We start from the raw sequence: 18,639 nt of genomic DNA on the forward strand, positions 1-18,639 counted from the left end.
GGTTCGTTCATGAGCGCCGCCGCCACCGTGCTGCCTGACGTTGACCTCACTAACGGACTAAGTGTGAGGTACGAGGTCAACGACAGTGAAGCGACCCGAACCGTAACGCTTGGCGGCAAGGGTGTCACGCATGTTCGCCCCCGGGCACTAGCCCGCCGAGGCGACAACATGCGCAACCTTGAAGCGGAGGACCCCTTCGCGGCCTGGTGGAGTGGGTTCATCCGCGGGGACAAGCCCACCCCGGAGCGAGACAAGCAACCGTTCCGATTCGTGGACCTGTTTGCCTCCGTTGGGGGGCTCTCGCTCGGCGCGATGGAAGCCATGGCCTCCCTGGGCATGCGCGCAACCCCGCTACTGGCTGCAGATGTGGACGCACGTGCGCTGGAGGTGTACAAGGCGAATTTGCGGCCGCGCAGCACCCTCCAGGAGTCGGTCCGGGGGATGGTGGACTTCGGCGTCTCGGGAATTGGGCAGGGCGCCAAATTCGCATTCACGCCTACGATCACGGACGACCGTCTCGGAAATCTGACTGGCTCGGTGGACATGCTCCTTGCCGGTCCTCCCTGCCAAGGGCACTCTTCGTTGAACAACCATACGCGCCATGAGGACCCGAAGAACCTGCTATATCTAACCGTTCCAGCGGTTGCTGTCGCGATGGGCGTTAAGCACATCGTTATTGAGAACGTTCCTAACGTGGTTTCTGACAAACAGGGCGTCGTGCAAACGACGATGGCGCTGCTGCGTGACAGCGGCTACCACGTGACTTACGGGGTGCTCGCAGCCGACAAGTTTGGTTGGCCGCAAACTCGGAAGCGCTTCTTCCTTGTCGCGTCACTAGACACGCAGCCCTTGGCCCTGGGGGCCCTGAAAGAGATGTTCACCCGTGACGCCCTCCCGGTGGAGTGGATGCTTGACGATCTCACCGGTATGCCGCTCGATGACACGGACCCAATGTCTTCCGTTCCCGTCTTGTCGAAAGAGAACCTGCGGCGAGTGAAGTATCTGTTTGACAAGGACAAGCACAACCTGCCGAACGTCATTCGACCGGACTGCCACAAGAATGGAACAACATACCCCGCGACCTACGGGCGCATGTGGGCTGACAAGCCCGCGCCGACCATCACTGGCGGCTTCCTGACGCCGGGCCGCGGGCGCTTCCTCCACCCGACCGAACGCCGTGTTCTGACGCCGCGCGAGGCTGCCCGCGTGCAGGGCTTCCCGGACTGGTTCGAGTTCGCGGTCAAGCCGGGCGAGCCGCCCTCGCGTGCCGAACTGTCACGTTGGATCGGAAATGCCGTCCCTTCGCTGCTCGGCTACGTCGCCACCCTCGCCGCTGTCGGCGGCGAAGTTAAAGCCAGTAAGCCTATTGATGCCGTGTGAAATCCACGAACACAGTCCCGGAGATCCTCCTCGCCGATGCGTTCGACGACTTGGGCGTTCCGTATGCGACCCATGACAAGACCTTGCCGGGCACGCCCGACATCGTGTTTAGGGACCAGCGTATGGTTGTGTTCGTGCACGGCTGCTACTGGCACCGTCACGCCAACTGTTCCCGCGCAACGCTCCCCAGGAATGACCGCCTGACTTGGGTGAGCCGATTTGAGCAGATGGTGCGCCACGACCAAGAGGTCGCGGATAGCCTCCGGAAGCAGGGATGGTGGGTCTACGTCGCTTGGGAATGCGCGATCTTGCGCCGTCCAAAGGCTGTCGCTGACGATGCGGCACGGTTTCTGGCGCAGCGTTCACCGCCTACGGGCGTCGTAGCATAGGTTTCGTGGATATTCCGCGGAGTTCGTGGGCGTCTAGTCCTGCTACTCGTCGATCCATGCTCGCGAACCGTGGCCGGGATACAAAGCCCGAGATGGCGCTCCGGCGTGCGTTGCACGCCGCCGGGTACCGCTACCGAGTCGACACGAAACCGCTCGCGAATCTGAACCGACGCGCCGACTTGGTCTTCACCAAACGGCAGGTGGCAGTGTTCGTCCACGGCTGCTATTGGCACGGTTGCCCAGACCACTACACCGTTCCGAAACGCAACGCCGACTTTTGGAGCCAGAAGGTGGTCCGCAACCGGCAGCGCGACGCAGAGACCGTGACCTGTCTGAGTGAGGCTGGCTGGGATGTCGTAGTTGTGTGGGAGCACGAACCTGTCCACGAGGCTTTGGAGCGTGTTACCACGGCTCTGGCAACCGCGGCAGCCGACGCCCCTGCTACTCGCTCCCGCCTGTTTCCACCCAGCGCGTCCATGGAGGCGGTGCACTCGAAGCGTTCGCCTTCCCTCTGACGATGTCGCTCAGCCAAGCCCGGCTGGCGTGCGTAATAGGCAGTCGCTTCATGACAGCGCGAAAGTTCGTGAACGAGGCGTCACCCCTGAAACGCTCCTCGACTGTAAGCCAGCCGTCGGGAGAAGCAGGGACGAGCACGCCCTCGAAACGAACATCCCGACCACGATCCCGGCTGTCCTTCTCGAACAGCAGGAAGGGCGGAACGCTCTTACGACCACGCTCCCCGCGCTTCATCCACGTTGCGACGTCGGCGAGGAGACGGTTACCGCCCCGGGGAGTGTCGAGAACGTCCTTGCCTGGCTCACGCTGATCGCCGAAGTAGACGTACGTCGTGTCATTCATCCAGCCGTCCGGCCACTCCGACACGACACCCGTCGAGAACAGGACACACAGCGCGCACTCGCCGGTCCCCACTACGTTTTTCGGGCGGAATCCGCCGCTGTTACCGACGCCAGTCAGATAGTGCAATGGATCGGCGCCGACGTGAGGCTGGGGACCGCCAAGATATACGCGCCCCAGCGTCAGGTCGGCGGACGCAAGGTTCTCGTAAGGTACGGGCGGCAAATTCTGAGTCACTCCGGTGATCCTAGGCCGCGGGGCCGTCGGATTGTCCGACAACGATTGAACTCCTACCCGGCCCGACGGGTGATGGAGCGACAGCGCAGCGCAATTCGGAGACGTCCGTCGGGCCTCTCGACGTGGGTCAACTGGAGGGAGTTGCGGCGCCGCGCCTAGGGCTGTTCTGAGCGCGAAGCGTCTCGCGAACCAGGCTTAACCGCACCCCCTCCTTGGTTCTTAGCGAGACCCCGCTGCCGAGTGCCAGTTCCCCGTGGACGCAATCGGCGTCAGCATTCGGCTGCAAGCGCCACAGGGTATTGGCGCTTCCGAGCCCAATAGCCCAGATTGCTGTCTGCCCTGCGTCCAACTTGAAAGGGAGACTCGGTCCGAACCCCGCGTCACCCTCGCTTGCGTCGGTGGTGACGTTCATATTGACCGACCCGCCAGCCGAGCAAAGCCCAACTTGGCTGACCCATATCGCGGCCCGCCCCGAATTGGTGGCAGTGAGGAAGAAGTGCTGGTCCGGCTTCGAACGCAGGGACTCGTGCCTCGCCCAAGCCTTGGCGGCCACGGTAAACGTGAACCTGCCCAAACCCTCAGGCCCCGGTCCTTTTGTGCCCATGGCGAGGGAGGCCTTGACCAGCGGTCCTGACTTACGAAAGGCCACTACATTCCAGAGGATGGCAAGTAGCGCGAGGGCAGCGCTCAGTATCGAAACAAGTAGCGCAACCTCGGCGGTCTTCATCCTGAGACCATATGCGGTGCAACGCCGCAGAGCGGTAGGTCCGGCGTGGAGCCACTGTCGCGGACCAGGTGATCTCTGACGGACGCGCGTGCCGTTCGGCAGGGCGATGCCTGACCCCCGCCGATCCGGAGAACCGCTGGTCAGAGGGTGTCCCCCGGTTGGCCGAAGCCCGCAACGAAGAAGAGGCGAGGCGTCACGTCGGTTGGTGGCTGTCGCCCTTGGATCGGAGGGAGAGCATCATGATGCCGTGGCAGCACGGCAACGCGTGACCGTTTCTGGGTACATCTGCCACGCCGTGCACGTCGCGTTGGGTGACGCCAACCTCGTTTCAGGCATGGCAGCGCACGGGCAACGTCAGGTGCGGTTTGAGGGTTGCGAGGGAAGCGCCCTGGCCAAGGGACACGCTGGCGTCTGCCCACCACCCCGTGACAAATAGCCCGCGAGGCAATGGGGATTGCGCCCTCGGCTTCGTTGGCGAAGGACCATCCATGCCGCCCCCCACGTCGCGGGGAAACTCCTCAGGGCCCGCGGGGAGAGGCAGAGCCTGGGTCAATGGTTTGGTTCCCTGACCTGCGCAAACCCACTTTCGTCTCTAGCCCGCCAAAACCGAGAAGGACCCGACACGATTTTCCGTCGGGTCCTTCTCGGGTTGTCGAACGCTGCGGGATTTGGGAGGAGTGGACGGCTGGGTGAGGAACGAACCCCGGCCGTCCACGACGGCTCCCACCGCCACCGCCAAAACCGAGAAGGACCCGACAGTGATCTGTCGGGTCCTTCGTCGTGCGGCCCCACGCGAAGGCGCCCCATTGCCCGCTGCCGAGGGTCGCGTGCGGCCCTGGCCCTCAGGGGCTCTGCCAACTGCCCGACCTGCCGGCTGGCTGTCCAAGGCGGCCGCGGCATGGAACGGTGGGGGCGTGATCCCCGAGCCTGCTGCGATAGTCGCCCCCACGCCGGTGTTCTTCCTCGCCGGCGGCACGGGCATCTCGGCGGAGACACTGGGCAACCTCATGCTGGCGCAGTTCCCCAGCCTCACGTTCGCGCGCCGCAAGATCCCGTTCATCACGACGGTGGAGCAGGCACGCGCGGTGGTGCTGGAGCTCGATGCGGCCACGACTGACTCGGTGACCGCGCTGGTCTTCTCGACCGTCTCGGACGAGGAGATCCGCAAGGAGCTGCAACGCACGGAGTGCGCGTTCATCGACCTGTTCGGCTCGCACCTCGACACGGTCGAGCGGGTGCTGCACGTCAACGCCACCCACGGCGTCGGTGCCCTCCACGGAGTCGGCGACACCCGTCGCTACGACCTCCGGATGAAGGCGATCGAGTTCGCGATGGAGCACGACGACGGCGCCAGCCTGCGCAACCTCGAGCAGGCCGACCTGATCCTCGTGGCGCCCTCCCGGTGCGGCAAGACCCCGACCTCCATGTACCTCGCCCTCCAGCACGGCCTCAAGGTCGCCAACTACCCCCTGGTCCCCGAGGACTTCGACACCGACGCCCTGCCGCGGCCGGTCAGGGAGCTCGGCGCGAAGTGCTTCGGGCTGCTCTCCACGCCCGCCCGGCTCAGCCAGGTGAGGGGGGAGCGACGGCCGGGTTCGACGTATGCCAGTCTCGCCCAGTGCAGCTACGAGCTGCGCCGCGCCGAGGCGCTCTACCGGCTGCACCGCATACCGTCGATCAACTCCGCCTCGATGTCGGTGGAGGAGATGGCGGCGGTCATCATGCAGACCAGCCGTCTGGGCAACCTTGCCTGAGTCAGTGTCACCATGAAGGACAGCGTCACCATGAAGCACAGCGTCACCATCGCGGCCTCGCCGCCTGTCGAAAGGATCGCCGTGAGCGGCAACATCTCCTGGTTCAAGGACCTCGGGTTGGGCGACGTCGAGTCCGTGGGCGGCAAGAACGCCTCCCTCGGCGAGATGGTGCAACACCTCTCGAAGGCGGGGGTGCGTGTCCCCGATGGGTTCGCCACGACCGCAGACGCCTACCGCCGCTTCCTGGCGCACGAAGGTCTGGCCGACCGGATCAGTGCGACGCTGGCCGGCCTCGACGTCGAGGACACCCGGGCGCTCGCGGAGGCCGGCGCCCAGATCCGCGACCTCGTGGAGGAGCAGCCGTTCCCCGAGGACCTCGAGACCGACATCCGTGCGGCCTACGAGGAGCTCGTGGCCGGCGCCCCCGGCGAGGTGACCTGGGCGGTGCGGTCGAGCGCCACGGCCGAGGACATGCCCGACGCGTCGTTCGCGGGGCAGCAGGAGACCTTCCTCAACGTCTTGGGGATCGACAACATCCTGCTGGCCATCAAGAAGGTGTTCGCCTCCCTCTACAACGACCGCGCGATCGCCTACCGCGTGCACAGCAGCTACGACCACGACGTCGTCGCCCTCTCAGCCGGGATCCAGCGGATGGTGCGCTCCGACATCGGCTCGTCGGGTGTGATGTTCACCATCGACACCGAGTCCGGCTTCCCCGACGCCGTCTTCGTCACCAGCAGCTACGGCCTCGGCGAAGCGGTCGTCCAGGGTGCCGTGAACCCCGACGAGTTCTACGTCTACAAGCCCGCCCTGCGCGCCGGCCGCCCCGCCATCCTGAAGCGCGGCGTCGGCAGCAAGGCCACCAAGATGGTCTACACGCAGGACTCTGCGGTGGGTCGCTCGATCGACTTCGTGCCCGTCGACGAGGCCGAGCGTGGGCGCCTCAGCCTCACCGACGACGAGGTCACCGAGCTCGCCCAGCACGCCCTCAAGATCGAGGAGCACTACGGCCGGGCGATGGACATCGAGTGGGGCAAGGACGGAGTCGACGGCCAGCTGTACATCCTGCAGGCGCGCCCCGAGACGGTGAAGTCACGGCAGTCGGGCTCCACGCTCCAGCGGTTCCGGATGGACGAGCCGATGAGCGGGCGCGGCGAGGTCCTGGTCGAGGGTCGCGCGATCGGCCAGAAGATCGGCGCCGGTGCGGTGCGGGTGCTGACCAGTGCCGAGTCGATGCACGAGTTCCAGCCGGGCGAGGTGCTCGTCGCCGACATGACCGACCCCGACTGGGAGCCGGTCATGAAGCGCGCCAGCGCGATCGTCACCAACCGCGGCGGCCGCACCTGCCACGCCGCGATCATCGCCCGCGAGCTCGGCATCCCCGCCGTCGTCGGCACCGGCTCGGCGACGACCACGCTGAGCGACGGCCAGGAGGTCACCGTCTCCGCCGCCGAGGGTGACACCGGTCTGGTCTACGACGGGCTGCAGAAGTTCTCGGTCACCGAGACCGCCCTCGACGACATGCCCGAGGTGGCCGTCAAGATCATGATGAATGTCGGCACCCCCGACCAGGCGTTCGAGTTCTCTCGCTTGCCCCACAACGGAATCGGGCTTGCTCGGCTGGAGTTCATCATCAACCGCCAGATCGGCATCCACCCGCGCGCGCTGCTCGAGCTCGACGACCAGGAGCCCGCGATCAAGGCGGAGATCGAGGCCCTCATCGCGGCCTACGACAGCCCGCGCGACTACTTCGTCAAGCGCGTCGCCGAGGGGGTCTCGATGCTCGCGGCGGCTTTCGCGCCGGAGCCGGTGATCGTGCGGATGAGTGACTTCAAGTCCAACGAGTACGCCCACATGCTCGGCGGCGAGCGGTACGAGCCTGACGAGGAGAACCCGATGATCGGGTACCGCGGTGCCGCGCGGTACCTGTCCGACGACTTCGCCGAGTGCTTCGCCATGGAGTGCGAGGCGCTGCGGCTGGTGCGCGACGAGATGGGGCTGACCAACGTCAAGGTGATGATCCCGTTCGTCCGCACGCTCAAGGAGGCCGAAGGCGTCATCGACCTGCTCGGGCAGAACGGCCTGAAGCGTGGGGAGAACGACCTGCAGGTCGTGATGATGTGCGAGGTCCCCTCGAACGCCGTCAATGCCGACGCCTTCCTCGACCACTTCGACGGCTTCTCCATCGGGTCGAACGACCTCACCCAGCTGACCCTCGGGCTCGACCGTGACTCCGCCTTGGTGGCAGGTGGCTTCGACGAGCGCGACCCCGCGGTGAAGAAGATGCTGACCATGGCGATCGAGGCGTGCCGGGCGAGAGGCAAGTACGTCGGCATCTGCGGCCAGGGACCCTCGGACCACCCGGACCTCGCGGACTGGCTCATGGACCAAGGGATCGAGTCGATGTCGCTCAACCCCGACACCGTCGTCGAGACCTGGCTGCGCCTCGCCCGGAGGTCGCCGGAGCCCGCCTAGCCAGGGTCTGGCCGAATGGGCGATTCGGGAATGAACGCCCGGGCCGATAGGGTTGCAACCACTGCGTGCGCACCGTCGTGCACGCCAGGTCGTCTGCTCCGCGCCCCAACTACTGGTTGGCGCCGTCAGCTCACAGGTTCGTGAGTGGTCCAGCATCTTCGGCCACTCCCTACTGCTGATGAGAGTTTTCCGTGTCCTCGCACACCGTGTCCTTGAACCGTGCCCCCGCGCCGCTGCCCTTTGCCGACCTCGGCATCCACCCCCGCGTCATCGCGGCCCTGAAGGAACGCGGCATCGACACGCCGTTCCCGATCCAGGCCGCGACGCTCCCTGACTCGCTTGCCGGTCGCGACGTCCTCGGCCGCGGCCGCACCGGCAGCGGCAAGACCGTGGCGTTCGCGCTGCCGATGGTCTCCACCCTGGCCAAGTCAGGTCGTCGTCGCGCGCCGCACACCCCGCGTGCCCTCGTGCTGGTCCCGACCCGTGAGCTGGCGATCCAGGTCGCCGAGACGGTGACCCCGCTCGCCGCCGCGCTCGAGCTGCGCACCATGACCATCTTCGGTGGCGTGGGCCAGAACCCGCAGGTCTCCGCGCTCCGCCGCGGGATCGACATCGTCATCGCGACCCCGGGTCGCCTCGAGGACCTCATCGGCCAGGGCCACGTGCGCCTGGGTGACATCGAGGTCACCGTTCTCGACGAGGCCGACCACATGGCCGACCTCGGGTTCCTCCCCGCGGTGAAGCGCCTCCTCGACGCGACTCCGCGCGACGGGCAGCGACTGCTCTTCTCCGCGACGCTCGACAACGCGATCGACCAGCTGGTCAAGCGCTACCTGCACAACCCCGTCACGCACAGCGTCGACAGCGCCGCGTCGCCCGTCCCCGCGATGACCCACCACCTGTTCAACGTGAGCCGCGACAACAAGCCGGCCGTCGTGCGCGAGCTCGTTGCAGGACAAGGCCGCACGCTCGCCTTCACCCGCACCAAGCACGCCGCCAAGAAGCTGGCCAAGCAGCTCACGGCCTCGGGCATCCCCGCGGTCGACCTGCACGGCAACCTGTCCCAGGCCGCCCGCCAGCGCAACCTCGCCGCCTTCAGCGAAGGCCACAGCCGCGTCCTCGTGGCCACCGACATCGCGGCCCGTGGCATCCACGTCGACGACGTCACCCTCGTCGTGCACGTCGACCCGCCGGCCGAGCACAAGGCCTACCTGCACCGCTCAGGTCGCACCGCCCGCGCCGGCGCCGAGGGCGTCGTGGTCACCGTCAGCACCCCCGAGGAGCGCGGCGACACCCGCACCCTCATGCGCCAGGCCGGCATCAAGCCGACCGCCGTCGACGTCACCCCCGGCCACCCGGCCATCGGCGACCTGACCGGACCGGCGGCCGACCTCGTCACGCCGGCCCCTGTGGTCGAGCAGTCGAACAGTGGCAACGGCGGACGCTCGCAGCGTGGTCGTGGCGGCTCCAGCCAACCTCGCCAGCAGGGTGGCGCCGGCCGCGCCTCGGGCGGCGCCGGTCGCGCCTCGGGCGGAGCTGGTCGCGCCTCGGGCGGCAGCGCTCGTGGTCGTCGCGGTGGCTCGCAGTCGTCGAGCACCGAGTCCTACCGCACCGAGACCCCGAGGTCGGGCGGCTCGCAGGGCGCCCGCTCGCAGTCGTCGCGCGGCGGCGCGCGGCAGGGTGGCGGCTCGCAGGGCACCTCCCGTTCCGGTGGCGGCATCGCCGCCTTCTCCGCGGGTCGCCGCGGGCGCTGAGCCCGCGCACGCCGGGGCACACGGCATACCGGTCGGTGTGACCCTGGGTCGCACGTCGTCCATCCGCACGCAAGGGTGGACCCATGCACGACGACACCACCCTGACGACCGGTCGCGTCACCCGCGTCCTCACCGAACGCATCTGGCCCGCGGTCCACGCGGTGTCCGTGCCGTTCACCGTCGAGGCACACACCCTCCCGGGTGAACCGGTGTCACCGTCCGAGGGCCTCGCCCTCCCCTTCGAGCCGTATGCCGTGGGCTCGCCGTGGGGTGCGGCCTGGGGCACCACGTGGTTCCGGTTGACCGGTGCGGTGCCGACCGAGTGGGCTGGTCGCCGCGTGGAGGCGGTCGTCGACCTCGGGTTCGACGTGCCCGGGCCTGGATTCCAGTGCGAGGGGCTCGTCTATCGTCCCGATGGCTCACCGGTGAAAGCCGTGAACCCGCTCAACCACTGGGCGCTCGTGGCTGCGGCGGCCGACGGCGGAGAGCAGGTGGAGCTCTACGTGGAGGCGGCGTCCAACCCGGTCGTGTTCGGCCCGGTTCGGTTCAAGCCGACGACCCAGGGTGACCTGCTCACCGCATCACCCGACCTGCTCTACACCACCAGGCGGATGGACCTCGCGGTCTTCGACGAGGAGGTCCATGCCCTCGCGCTGGACCTCGACGTGTTGCTCGGGCTCCAGGCGGAGCTGCCTGCGGGACAACGGCGCAGCCGCATCCTCCAGGCCCTCGACGATGCGCTCGACGAACTCGACCTCCGCGACGTCTCCGGCACCGCGAGTGCAGCCCGGCAGCAGCTGGTCGAGGTGCTGGCCCGCCCCGCGAGCGCGTCCGCCCACCTGGTGTCGGCGGTCGGCCACGCCCACATCGACTCGGCCTGGCTGTGGCCGGTGCGCGAGACCGTGCGCAAGGTGGCCCGCACGACGGCCTCGATGGCCGCGCTCATCGACGAGACCGAGGACTTCGTCTACGGCATGTCGAGCGCCCAGCAGTACGCCTGGGTCAAGGAGCACCGTCCCGAGGTGTGGTCGCGGATCGTCGCGGCGGTGCAGTCCGGACGCTTCCTCCCCCTGGGTGGGATGTGGGTGGAGAGCGACACCGTGATGCCGTCCGGCGAGTCGATGGTGCGCCAGTTCCTCTACGGGCAACTTCTCTTCGAGAAGGAGTTCGGCCTCCGCTCGCAGGGCGTCTGGCTCCCCGACAGCTTCGGCTACTCACCGGCACTGCCCCAGCTCGTGCGGCGGGCCGGCTTCGAGTGGTTCTTCACCCAGAAGATCTCCTGGAACCAGGTCAACACCTTCCCCCACCACACCTTCCTCTGGGAGGGCATCGACGGCTCGCGGGTGCTCACCCACTTCCCCCCGATGGACACCTACAACTCCGAGCTGTCCGGCACCGAGCTGGCCCTCGCCGACCGGCAGTTCCGCGACCACCGCATCGCGTCGGGATCGATCGCGCCGGTGGGCTGGGGCGACGGCGGAGGAGGGACCACCCGCGAGATGACCGGTCGCGCCGAGCGCCTCGCCGACCTCGAGGGCAGCCCGCGGGTGCGGTGGGAGCACCCCGACGACTTCTACGCGCGCACCCGCGACGAGCTGGTGGGGGACGACGGGCAACCCCGTCCAGGAACCCCGGTCTGGGTCGGTGAGCTCTACCTCGAGCTGCACCGCGCCACCCTCACCTCGCAGCACCGCACCAAGGCGGGCAACCGGCGGTGTGAGCACCTGCTCGTCGAGGCCGAGCTGTGGGCCACCACTGCCGCGGTCCGGACGCGCACGGCATACCCGCACGACGAGCTCGACGCGCTCTGGAAGCAGGTGCTGCTGCAGCAGTTCCACGACATCCTGCCCGGCACGTCCATCGCCTGGGTGCACCGCGAGGCGGTGGAGCAGTACGCGCGGGTCGAGCGCGCCGCCGAGGAGCTGGTGCGCGGCTCGCTCGCGGCCCTGGTCGGTGAGGGGCGTGAGCGGATCGCGGTCAATGGCGCGGGATCCGAGCGTCAGGGCGTCCTAGCGGGGGCAGCGGTCGTCCGCGGAGAAGCGGGGGCCAAACCCGTGCAGGTCACCCGGGATGGTGCGGACCTCGTGCTCGACAACGGCGTGGTGCGCGTGACCCTCTCGGCGCAGGGCCTGGTCACGTCCGCCGTCGACCTCACCTCGGGACGCGACGCCATCGCGCCGGGCGGGTCTGCCGGCCTGCTGCAGCTGCACCCAGACCTGCCGAACAAGTGGGACGCCTGGGACGTCGACCGCTTCTACCGCAACCGGGTCCGCGACCTCCGCGAGGCCGACAGCCTCGAGGCATCGGTGGACGAGCGCGGCGTCGCGCACGTTGTCGTCCAGCGCACCATCTCGGCGGATTCGACTGTGCGACAAGCATTCTCACTCGCTCCGGGATCGCAGACGGTGCACGTCGAGCAGGTCACCGACTGGCACGAGGTCGAGACCTTCCTCAAGGTGGCCTTCCCCCTCGACGTGCGCGCGGAGCACACCAGCGCGGAGACGCAGTTCGGCCACCAGCGCCGGGCGACCCATGTCAACACCAGCTGGGAGGTGGCACGCTTCGAGACCTCGATGCACCGGTTCGTGCACGTCGACGAGCCCGGGTTCGGCGTCGCCCTCGTCAACGACTCCACCTACGGATACGACGTCACGCGGGACTGGGTCGAGGACGGCGCGCTCGCGACGACCGTGCGGCTCTCGCTCCTGCGGGCGCCGAGGTTCCCCGACCCCGACACCGACCACGGACCGCACACGCACCGCTACGGGCTCGTCATCGGCACCGGCGTGGAAGGGGCCGCGCGGGAGGGTGTCTGGCTGAACACCCCGGCGCGCGACGTGGAGGGCGCCCACGGGTTCGAGCCCCTCGTGCGGGTCGAGGGTCTGGGCGTCGCGCTCTCGAGCGTCAAGCTCGCGGCCGACCGGTCCGGCGACCTCGTCGTCAGGGTGCACGAGGTGCTGGGGGGCAGGGCATCGGGCTCCGTCCGCGTCGACGCCGATGTGGCGTCGGTCTCCGCGGTCACCCTCCTCGAGGAACCCCTGGGTCAGCCGGCTCGCGACGTGGCGACCGCGGATGGTCCCGGTGTACCGGCGGCCGGCGGCGCCAACTCGCCTTTTGCATGGGATAGCTCCGCGTGGTCAGGCGATGATGGCACTGCTGTCGTGGAGGTGGAGCTCGGACCGTTCGAGGTGCGGACCCTGCGCTTCAGTCGTCCTCAGCGGCAATCACCCTGAGCACCGCGTTGATCAGCCCGAGGTGGGTGAATGCCTGGGGGAAGTTGCCGAGGTGACGGCCGCTCTTGGCGTCGATCTCCTCGGCGTAGAGCCCCAGCGGGGTGGCCAGGCTGAGGAGCCGTTCGCACAGGGACCGGGCGCGCTCCATCTCGCCGACGATGGCCAGACACGACACCAGCCAGAACGAGCAGATGGTGAAGCTGCCCTCCTCGCCGGCCAGCCCGTCGTCGGTCTCCTCCACGCGATAGCGCAGCACCAGGCCGTCGTCGGTCAGCTCGTCAGCGATCGCCAGCACTGTTGCGTGCAGTCGTGGGTCGTCCGGGGGCAAGAAGCCCACCAGCGCCAACAACAGGTTCGATGCGTCCAGTGCGTCCGTCTCGTAGTGCTGGGTGAACACCCCTCGGTCGTCGGTGCCGCGCTCACAGATCTCCGCGTGCATCTCGTCGGCGGCGGTCTGCCACCGTTGGGCCAGCTCGTCGTCCTCACGTACCCGGGCGAGCTTGGCCCCACGGTCAGCCGCGACCCAGCACATGACCTTCGACGAGGTGAAGTGCTTGGGCTCGCCCCGCACCTCCCAGATGCCCCGGTCCGGGTCGCCCCAGTGCTTGATGGCCGACTCGACGAACCCGGTCAGGATCGGCCAGAGCCGCTCGTCGAGGGTGTCGCGCGACTTGGTGTGGATCCACACCGAGTCCAGGATGGCGCCCCACACGTCGAGCTGCTTCTGGTCGAACGCGCCGTTGCCGATCCGCACCGGCCGCGCTCCGTCGTAGCCCGTGAGGTGGTCGAGGAAGGACTCGGTCAGGTCCGTGGCGCCGTCGATGCCGTACATGATCTGCACGTCGTCGGACGACTCGGCGAGGTCGGCGATGAACCAGAAGAAGTCGTTGGCCTCCCAGTCGAAGCCGAGGGTGTCCAGCGCCCACAAGGCCAAAGTCGAGTCGCGCACCCACGTGTAGCGGTAGTCCCAGTTCCGTTCGCCCTTGGGGGTTTCCGGGAGCGAGGTGGTGGAGGCGGCCACGATGGCACCGGTCGGTGCATAGGTGAGTCCCTTGAGGGTCAACGCACTTCGCTCGAGGTGGGTGCGCCACGGGTGGTCCGGGAACCTTCCCCGGGCCAGCCAGTGCTGCCAGTGGTGGGCGGTCCAGACCTGTCGCCGGTAGGCCTCCTCGTAGCTCTGGGGTGCCTCGTGGTCGCTCCACGACAGGGCGATGAAGTGGGTGTCGCCCTCCTTGACCAGCGTCCGCAGGCCGGCCTGTGGGCCCTCGAAGCCCAGCCGGAAGTCGGTGGTCAGCCAGACCTTGTGGTCCTCGCCGTCGGCTTCCGCCACGGCCGAGTGGTAGCCGTCACCGGTGTAGGACCAGGTCGGTTGCTGCCGCCCGTAGTCGAAGACCGGCGTGCAGTTCATCACCAGCTGCACCTCGCCGTTCACGCAGCGGATGGTGCGCAGCAGCACGTGCTCGGCGTCGTAGTCGGTCGGCGTCCGCCGGTAGCGGTAGGAGCGCTCGGTCTCGTGGTGCCACGGTCCCATCAGCAGGGCGTCCCGGACGATGACCCAGCCGGTCGGCGTCCCCCATGAGGTCTCGAGGATCAACGTCCCCGGCAGGTATCTCCGGGCGGTGGGCACCATCATGTCCGCGGGGCCGAGCCGGAACCCCCCGGCGTCGCGGTCGAGGATCGACCCGAACACGCTCGGGGAGTCCATGCGGGGCAGGCACATCCACTCCACGTTGCCGCTCGGCGCGATCAACGCCGTCACCTGGCAGTCGGAGATGAACGCGTAGTCCGCGATCGGCGGGAAGGGCGACCGCGGGAGGTGCCACTTCGGTGGTGGCTGGTCGCCGGTCTCGCCGTGCGGCTCAGGGGTGCTGAGGGTCGAGGTCATGGCAGCTCCTCACGAGGCGCCGTCGCCGAGCGCGCGGCCCGACTCCAAGCGTCCCGCAGATGGTCGCCGTCCGCCATGGGTCGCCCGAGTGGTCCGGGGTGACAGCACGCGGCATGTCGCGTCCTGCCTCCCGCGGGCGGTGCGGGCCTACGTCCGCGGGAGTATGCCGCGCTGCCACCGTCGTGGGACGCCACGCCCTGACGGGGATGCCTACGCTGGCAGGCATGCGCGAGCCCGACGACCTGGCCTGGGGTCCCCCGTGGATGCGAGGTCCGCGGGGCCGATCCGGCAGCGCACACCCCGCCGCGCGCTACCTCCTCGCCTTCGCCGTCGCCCTGATCCAGGTCGGTGGCAGCTTCGGTGCCTCCCACGGGCAGCCCGACCGCCGCCCCCTCGACGCCCTTGCCGTCGTCCTGCTCCTGGTGGCGCCGGTGGCCATCACCGTGCTGCGGCGGCTTCCGCTGTTGGCCCTGGGGGCGACCGCGCTCGCGGCCTCTGTGTACCTCGCGCGCGGATACGCCTACGGTCCCGTGTTCCTCGGCCTCGCGATCGTGCTCGTCGTGACGGTCGTGCGTGGCCACCGGACAGCGGCCTGGTCGGGCGCCGTCGCGGTGCTGGCCGGTGACGCCGTCGGGCGCCTCGTCTTCGACTCGGCAGCGTGGTCGTGGCAGGCCATCGGCGGGCTGCTGGCCTGGACCCTGGTCGTGCTGGCCGTCGCCGAGGTCGGGCGGAGCTGGCGCGACCGGGCCGCGACCTACCGGCAGGCCGCCCGCGAGACGAGGCTGCGGCAGGCCGGGGAGGAGCGCCTGCGCATCGCCCAGGAGCTGCACGACGTCGTGGCGCACCACATGTCGCTCATCAACGTGCAGGCCGGAGTGGCCCTCCACCTGGCTGACCGGCGGCCCGAGCAGGTCGAGCCGGCGCTCGTCGCCATCCGCGACGCCAGCAAGGAGGCGCTCACCGAGCTCCGGTCGCTCATCGACGTCCTGCGCCTCGACGGCGCACCGGCCCCGCGCTCACCGGTCGCCAACCTGGCTGGGCTCGACGACATCGTCGAGCGCAGCGGCCATGCGGGCCTCCAGGTCACCAAGACGGTGAGCGGGCAGGCGCGGGCCCTTCCCGCGGCAGTCGAGCTCGCGGCATACCGGATCGTGCAGGAGGCGATCACCAACATCGTCCGGCACGCGCACGCGACCCGGGCCGCCGTGACCCTCCACTACGGTGACGAGGTGCTCTCCCTGACGATCGAGGACGAGGGCAACGGCGCAGCCGGGCTACCGAACCTCAGGCAGGGCAACGGGATCAGCGGCATGCAGGAGCGGGCGCGAGCGCTCGGCGGCGAGCTGCGGGTCGAGGCGGCGGCCGGCGGAGGCCTCCGGGTCGAGGCCGACCTCCCGACCGGCGGTCCACGATGATCCGGGTGGTGCTGGCCGACGACCAGGCCTTGCTCAGGGCCGGGATCCGGGCGCTGCTCGACGCCGAGGACGACATCGAGGTCGTGGGCGAGGCGGCCGACGGTGCCGAGGCGGTGGCGCTGGTCCGGCAGACCGTGCCGGACGTCGTGCTGATGGACATCCGGATGCCCGGCACGGACGGGCTCGAGGCGACCCGGCAGATCGCGGCCGACGAGCGCCTCTCAGGCACGCGGGTGGTCGTGCTCACGACGTTCGACCTCGACGAGTACGTCTTCGAGGCGGTGCGCATCGGGGCCAGCGGGTTCCTCGTCAAGGACACCGAGCCGGCCGAGCTCCTGCGAGGCATCCGCGCGGTGGCCGCGGGCGACGCCTTGCTGTCGCCCGGCGTCACGCGGCGCCTCATCGGCGAGTTCGCGACCCGCAGCCGCCCCCACGTGGCCCCGGCCGCGGACCGGCTCGGCGAGCTGACCGAGCGAGAGCGTGAGGTCGTCGCCCTCGTGGGCGAGGGGCTCAACAACGACGAGATCGCCCAGCGGCTCTTCCTCAGCCCCGCGACCGCCAAGACCCATGTCAGCCGGTCGATGATCAAGCTGCACGTCCGCGACCGCGCCCAGCTCGTGGTGCTGGCCTACGAGTCCGGTCTGGTGCGCCCGGGGTGGTCGCAGGAGTAGCTGCCGTCCGTGGCGTACGCCCGGGGGAGCAGCTGAGGTGCCGCCCCCTGTGGGATTCGGAAAGCGTTCTCCCGCCGAAGGATTGAGGAGTCAGCTCAATCCGACCAAGGAGTCACCATGACCACCGTCATCGCCACTGCGAACACCCTCGCCGCCCACGACCCCTCCTGGAACGGACCCGGTCCCTGGTGGCCGATCTTCCCCTTCCTGTGGCTGCTCTTCATCATCGGGATCTTCGCCAGCTTCCGCTTCTTCGGCATCCGTCGGTGGCGCCAGGTGCAGGGCTACGCCGGCACCCGCGCCGGCGAGGCCAAGCTGGCTGAGCGCTACGCGGCCGGTGAGATCGACGAGCAGGAGTACGAGCGCCGGCTCGCCACCCTCAAGCGGATGGGGTCGTCATGACCCGGACCGGAAGCGACTCGCGACAGGGCGTGCGCGCCCCGTCCTACGGAGACGGCCGAAGATAGCCAAAAGCGTTGGGCGGGAGGACAATCAAGGTGTTCGGCCCGCCTCGGATCGACGGACCGCCTTCAAGGAAAGGTGGTTGTGACCACCATGAAGCGATGGAACCATCCACAGGATCTCATTGCTCTGATCGCCGGCGCCTACGCAGCCCTCTCGCCGTGGTGGACCACCACGACTGACCGGGCGACCATGACCATGGTCGTGCTGGGTGCCGTCACCGCAGTCCTGGCTCTGATCGAGCTGTTCAGGCCGGACATGATGTCCGTCGAGGGACTCACGGTCCTCCTGGGCGCCTGCATGATCGCGGCTCCCTGGGTCATGGGGTTCAGCGGCACCCGGCCGATGGCGTGGACCGCCTGGATCGTCGGCGCGGTCGTCCTCGTGGTCGGTGCAGCCGACCTCCAGGTGACCCGGTCGCACCACAAGGGGACGATGGCGACCTCCCACTGAGGCGCCCTCAGGTGAGGCTGAGGAGGGCCAGCGCGTAGGCGCATTCGGGGTCAGGATCCGTGTAGGTCTCGCGCCCCTCCTCGGTCTCCACCGTCACGAGCCACTGCCCGTCCTCGCGACTCAGCGACACGAGCCGCTCGCCGATGAGGTCGCGCAGCTGGTCCTCGCGTGGCATCCAGAGCGCGGTGTCGAGCGTGACCGAGTCGAGGGCCCACTCCGTCGTGCCGTTGAAGCCGAGCAGGGGCTGCCCCTTGAAGGTGTGCACGTCGATCGTCAGGTGGCTGATCCAGAACACCTCGCCGACCACGTTGGGCTGGTCGATGGTGAACCGGTCGCCGGGAGCGGGTTCCCACAGCACACCGCCGTGGTTCAGGCTGCGCGACAGCTCCACCGTGATCATGCAGCGAGCCTACGGTGCGCCCCGTGGGGGCGCCGCTCCGCGAACCGGAGGTATGCCGCGCGGCCAGTGGCCCACGCGGCATACCTCGGTCTGTGGTGGCGTCAGAGCAGGTCGAAGGCGCGCAGCTCGTCCTCGCTCATCAGGCGTGACCGGATCAGGAACCGGACCCCCTCCGGCGCCTCGACCGAGAAGCCGCTCCCGCGTCCCTTGACGACGTCGACGGTGAGGTGGGTGTGCTTCCAGTACTCATACTGCGAGACCGACATCCAGAACTCGATCGGGTCGAGCAGCCCGCCCACGGTCAGGTTGTCCAGGTGGACGTCGGCGTCGCCGGTGATGAACTCGCCTTCGGGGTAACACATCGGGGCGCTGCCGTCACAGCAGCCGCCGGACTGGTGGAACATGAGCGGGCCGTGCTTCACGGTGAGGCGGCGGAGCAGGTCCGCCGCCGCACCCGTGAAGTCGACCCGGGTGAGCTGCGGGTCCGGCGCCGAGACCGAGCTGGGATCGGTGTCGGCGTCGGGGGCAGCCTCCGGTGACGTCATCGAT

The 18,639-nt window shown here is 68.7% G+C and carries 15 protein-coding genes; 11 read left to right on the forward strand and 4 right to left on the reverse strand.

Annotated features, from left to right (window positions below):
- Window positions 1-9: 9 nt before the first annotated feature.
- From AC1DWJ_RS05335 to AC1DWJ_RS05345, 3 genes are read left to right on the forward strand one after another with little or no spacing between them, the layout of a single operon-like run.
- Window positions 10-1,380, forward strand: coding sequence for a DNA cytosine methyltransferase (locus AC1DWJ_RS05335; protein WP_477620189.1), 1,371 nt, complete (start codon window positions 10-12; stop codon window positions 1,378-1,380).
- Entirely contained in the window at window positions 1,377-1,769 is a 393-nt protein-coding gene (locus AC1DWJ_RS05340; protein ID WP_477620190.1) for a hypothetical protein, read from the forward strand. The genes AC1DWJ_RS05335 and AC1DWJ_RS05340 overlap by 4 nt, the downstream gene beginning before the upstream one ends.
- 5 nt (window positions 1,770-1,774) lie before the next feature.
- Window positions 1,775-2,284, forward strand: coding sequence for a very short patch repair endonuclease (locus tag AC1DWJ_RS05345; protein ID WP_477620191.1), 510 nt, complete (start codon window positions 1,775-1,777; stop codon window positions 2,282-2,284).
- Here AC1DWJ_RS05345 and AC1DWJ_RS05350 read toward each other — a convergent pair.
- A complete protein-coding gene (locus tag AC1DWJ_RS05350) occupies window positions 2,211-2,861 on the reverse strand; it encodes a hypothetical protein (protein ID WP_477620192.1) in 651 nt (216 codons plus the stop codon). The two genes, AC1DWJ_RS05345 and AC1DWJ_RS05350, sit on opposite strands and share 74 nt — an antisense overlap.
- A 1,641-nt stretch (window positions 2,862-4,502) precedes the next feature.
- On the opposite strand from AC1DWJ_RS05350, the gene AC1DWJ_RS05355 reads away from it, so the two are divergent.
- The 4 genes from AC1DWJ_RS05355 to AC1DWJ_RS05370 all read left to right on the forward strand — a co-directional run bounded on the left by AC1DWJ_RS05355 (window position 4,503) and on the right by AC1DWJ_RS05370 (window position 12,804).
- Window positions 4,503-5,342: a pyruvate, water dikinase regulatory protein gene (locus AC1DWJ_RS05355; RefSeq protein WP_457256117.1), complete on the forward strand. Its 840-nt coding sequence runs from the start codon at window positions 4,503-4,505 to the stop codon at window positions 5,340-5,342.
- A gap of 81 nt (window positions 5,343-5,423) precedes the next feature.
- Entirely contained in the window at window positions 5,424-7,817 is a 2,394-nt protein-coding gene (gene ppsA, locus AC1DWJ_RS05360; RefSeq protein WP_477620367.1) for a phosphoenolpyruvate synthase, read from the forward strand.
- 212 nt (window positions 7,818-8,029) lie between these two features.
- On the forward strand, window positions 8,030-9,571 hold the full coding sequence (locus tag AC1DWJ_RS05365) for a DEAD/DEAH box helicase (RefSeq protein WP_477620193.1): 1,542 nt from the start codon (window positions 8,030-8,032) through the stop codon (window positions 9,569-9,571).
- Window positions 9,572-9,654: 83 nt separating this feature from the next.
- Window positions 9,655-12,804, forward strand: coding sequence for an alpha-mannosidase (locus AC1DWJ_RS05370; protein ID WP_477620194.1), 3,150 nt, complete (start codon window positions 9,655-9,657; stop codon window positions 12,802-12,804).
- On the opposite strand, the gene AC1DWJ_RS05375 is transcribed toward AC1DWJ_RS05370, so the two are convergent.
- Complete coding sequence (locus AC1DWJ_RS05375) at window positions 12,776-14,689, reverse strand: glycoside hydrolase family 15 protein (RefSeq protein ID WP_457256125.1); 1,914 nt, start codon at window positions 14,687-14,689, stop codon at window positions 12,776-12,778. The two genes, AC1DWJ_RS05370 and AC1DWJ_RS05375, sit on opposite strands and share 29 nt — an antisense overlap.
- A gap of 224 nt (window positions 14,690-14,913) precedes the next feature.
- On the opposite strand from AC1DWJ_RS05375, the gene AC1DWJ_RS05380 reads away from it, so the two are divergent.
- The 4 genes from AC1DWJ_RS05380 to AC1DWJ_RS05395 all read left to right on the forward strand — a co-directional run bounded on the left by AC1DWJ_RS05380 (window position 14,914) and on the right by AC1DWJ_RS05395 (window position 17,690).
- The gene (locus tag AC1DWJ_RS05380) at window positions 14,914-16,104 is read left to right on the forward strand and encodes a sensor histidine kinase (RefSeq protein WP_457256126.1); all 1,191 of its coding nucleotides are present in this window, start codon (window positions 14,914-14,916) and stop codon (window positions 16,102-16,104) included.
- On the forward strand, window positions 16,101-16,775 hold the full coding sequence (locus AC1DWJ_RS05385) for a response regulator transcription factor (protein ID WP_457256127.1): 675 nt from the start codon (window positions 16,101-16,103) through the stop codon (window positions 16,773-16,775). The genes AC1DWJ_RS05380 and AC1DWJ_RS05385 overlap by 4 nt, the downstream gene beginning before the upstream one ends.
- Window positions 16,776-16,892: 117 nt before the next feature.
- Window positions 16,893-17,177, forward strand: coding sequence for an SHOCT domain-containing protein (locus AC1DWJ_RS05390; RefSeq protein ID WP_457256128.1), 285 nt, complete (start codon window positions 16,893-16,895; stop codon window positions 17,175-17,177).
- Between the two features lie 153 nt (window positions 17,178-17,330).
- Window positions 17,331-17,690 carry an SPW repeat protein gene (locus AC1DWJ_RS05395; RefSeq protein WP_457256413.1) on the forward strand — a complete coding sequence of 120 codons (360 nt, stop codon included), beginning with the start codon at window positions 17,331-17,333 and terminating at the stop codon, window positions 17,688-17,690.
- Between the two features lie 7 nt (window positions 17,691-17,697).
- Here the strand turns inward: AC1DWJ_RS05395 and AC1DWJ_RS05400 are convergent, their stop codons facing one another.
- The gene (locus tag AC1DWJ_RS05400) at window positions 17,698-18,090 is read right to left on the reverse strand and encodes a hypothetical protein (protein WP_457256130.1); all 393 of its coding nucleotides are present in this window, start codon (window positions 18,088-18,090) and stop codon (window positions 17,698-17,700) included.
- A gap of 101 nt (window positions 18,091-18,191) precedes the next feature.
- Window positions 18,192-18,635: a DUF779 domain-containing protein gene (locus AC1DWJ_RS05405; protein ID WP_457256131.1), complete on the reverse strand. Its 444-nt coding sequence runs from the start codon at window positions 18,633-18,635 to the stop codon at window positions 18,192-18,194.
- Between the last annotated feature and the right edge of the window lie 4 nt (window positions 18,636-18,639).

The sequence above is a fragment of the Pedococcus sp. P2_D7 genome, from assembly GCF_056404295.1.

What these genes read in the sequence shown, in the direction of transcription:
- AC1DWJ_RS05405 (WP_457256131.1), bottom strand. Translation starts at nt 18,635, where the DNA reads ATGACGTCACCGGAGGCTGCCCCCGACGCCGACACCGATCCCAGCTCG.
- AC1DWJ_RS05370 (WP_477620194.1), top strand. Translation starts at nt 9,655, where the DNA reads ATGCACGACGACACCACCCTGACGACCGGTCGCGTCACCCGCGTCCTC.
- AC1DWJ_RS05380 (WP_457256126.1), top strand. Translation starts at nt 14,914, where the DNA reads ATGCGCGAGCCCGACGACCTGGCCTGGGGTCCCCCGTGGATGCGAGGT.
- AC1DWJ_RS05400 (WP_457256130.1), bottom strand. Translation starts at nt 18,090, where the DNA reads ATGATCACGGTGGAGCTGTCGCGCAGCCTGAACCACGGCGGTGTGCTG.
- AC1DWJ_RS05375 (WP_457256125.1), bottom strand. Translation starts at nt 14,689, where the DNA reads ATGACCTCGACCCTCAGCACCCCTGAGCCGCACGGCGAGACCGGCGAC.
- AC1DWJ_RS05385 (WP_457256127.1), top strand. Translation starts at nt 16,101, where the DNA reads ATGATCCGGGTGGTGCTGGCCGACGACCAGGCCTTGCTCAGGGCCGGG.
- AC1DWJ_RS05395 (WP_457256413.1), top strand. Translation starts at nt 17,331, where the DNA reads ATGAAGCGATGGAACCATCCACAGGATCTCATTGCTCTGATCGCCGGC.
- AC1DWJ_RS05390 (WP_457256128.1), top strand. Translation starts at nt 16,893, where the DNA reads ATGACCACCGTCATCGCCACTGCGAACACCCTCGCCGCCCACGACCCC.
- AC1DWJ_RS05335 (WP_477620189.1), top strand. Translation starts at nt 10, where the DNA reads ATGAGCGCCGCCGCCACCGTGCTGCCTGACGTTGACCTCACTAACGGA.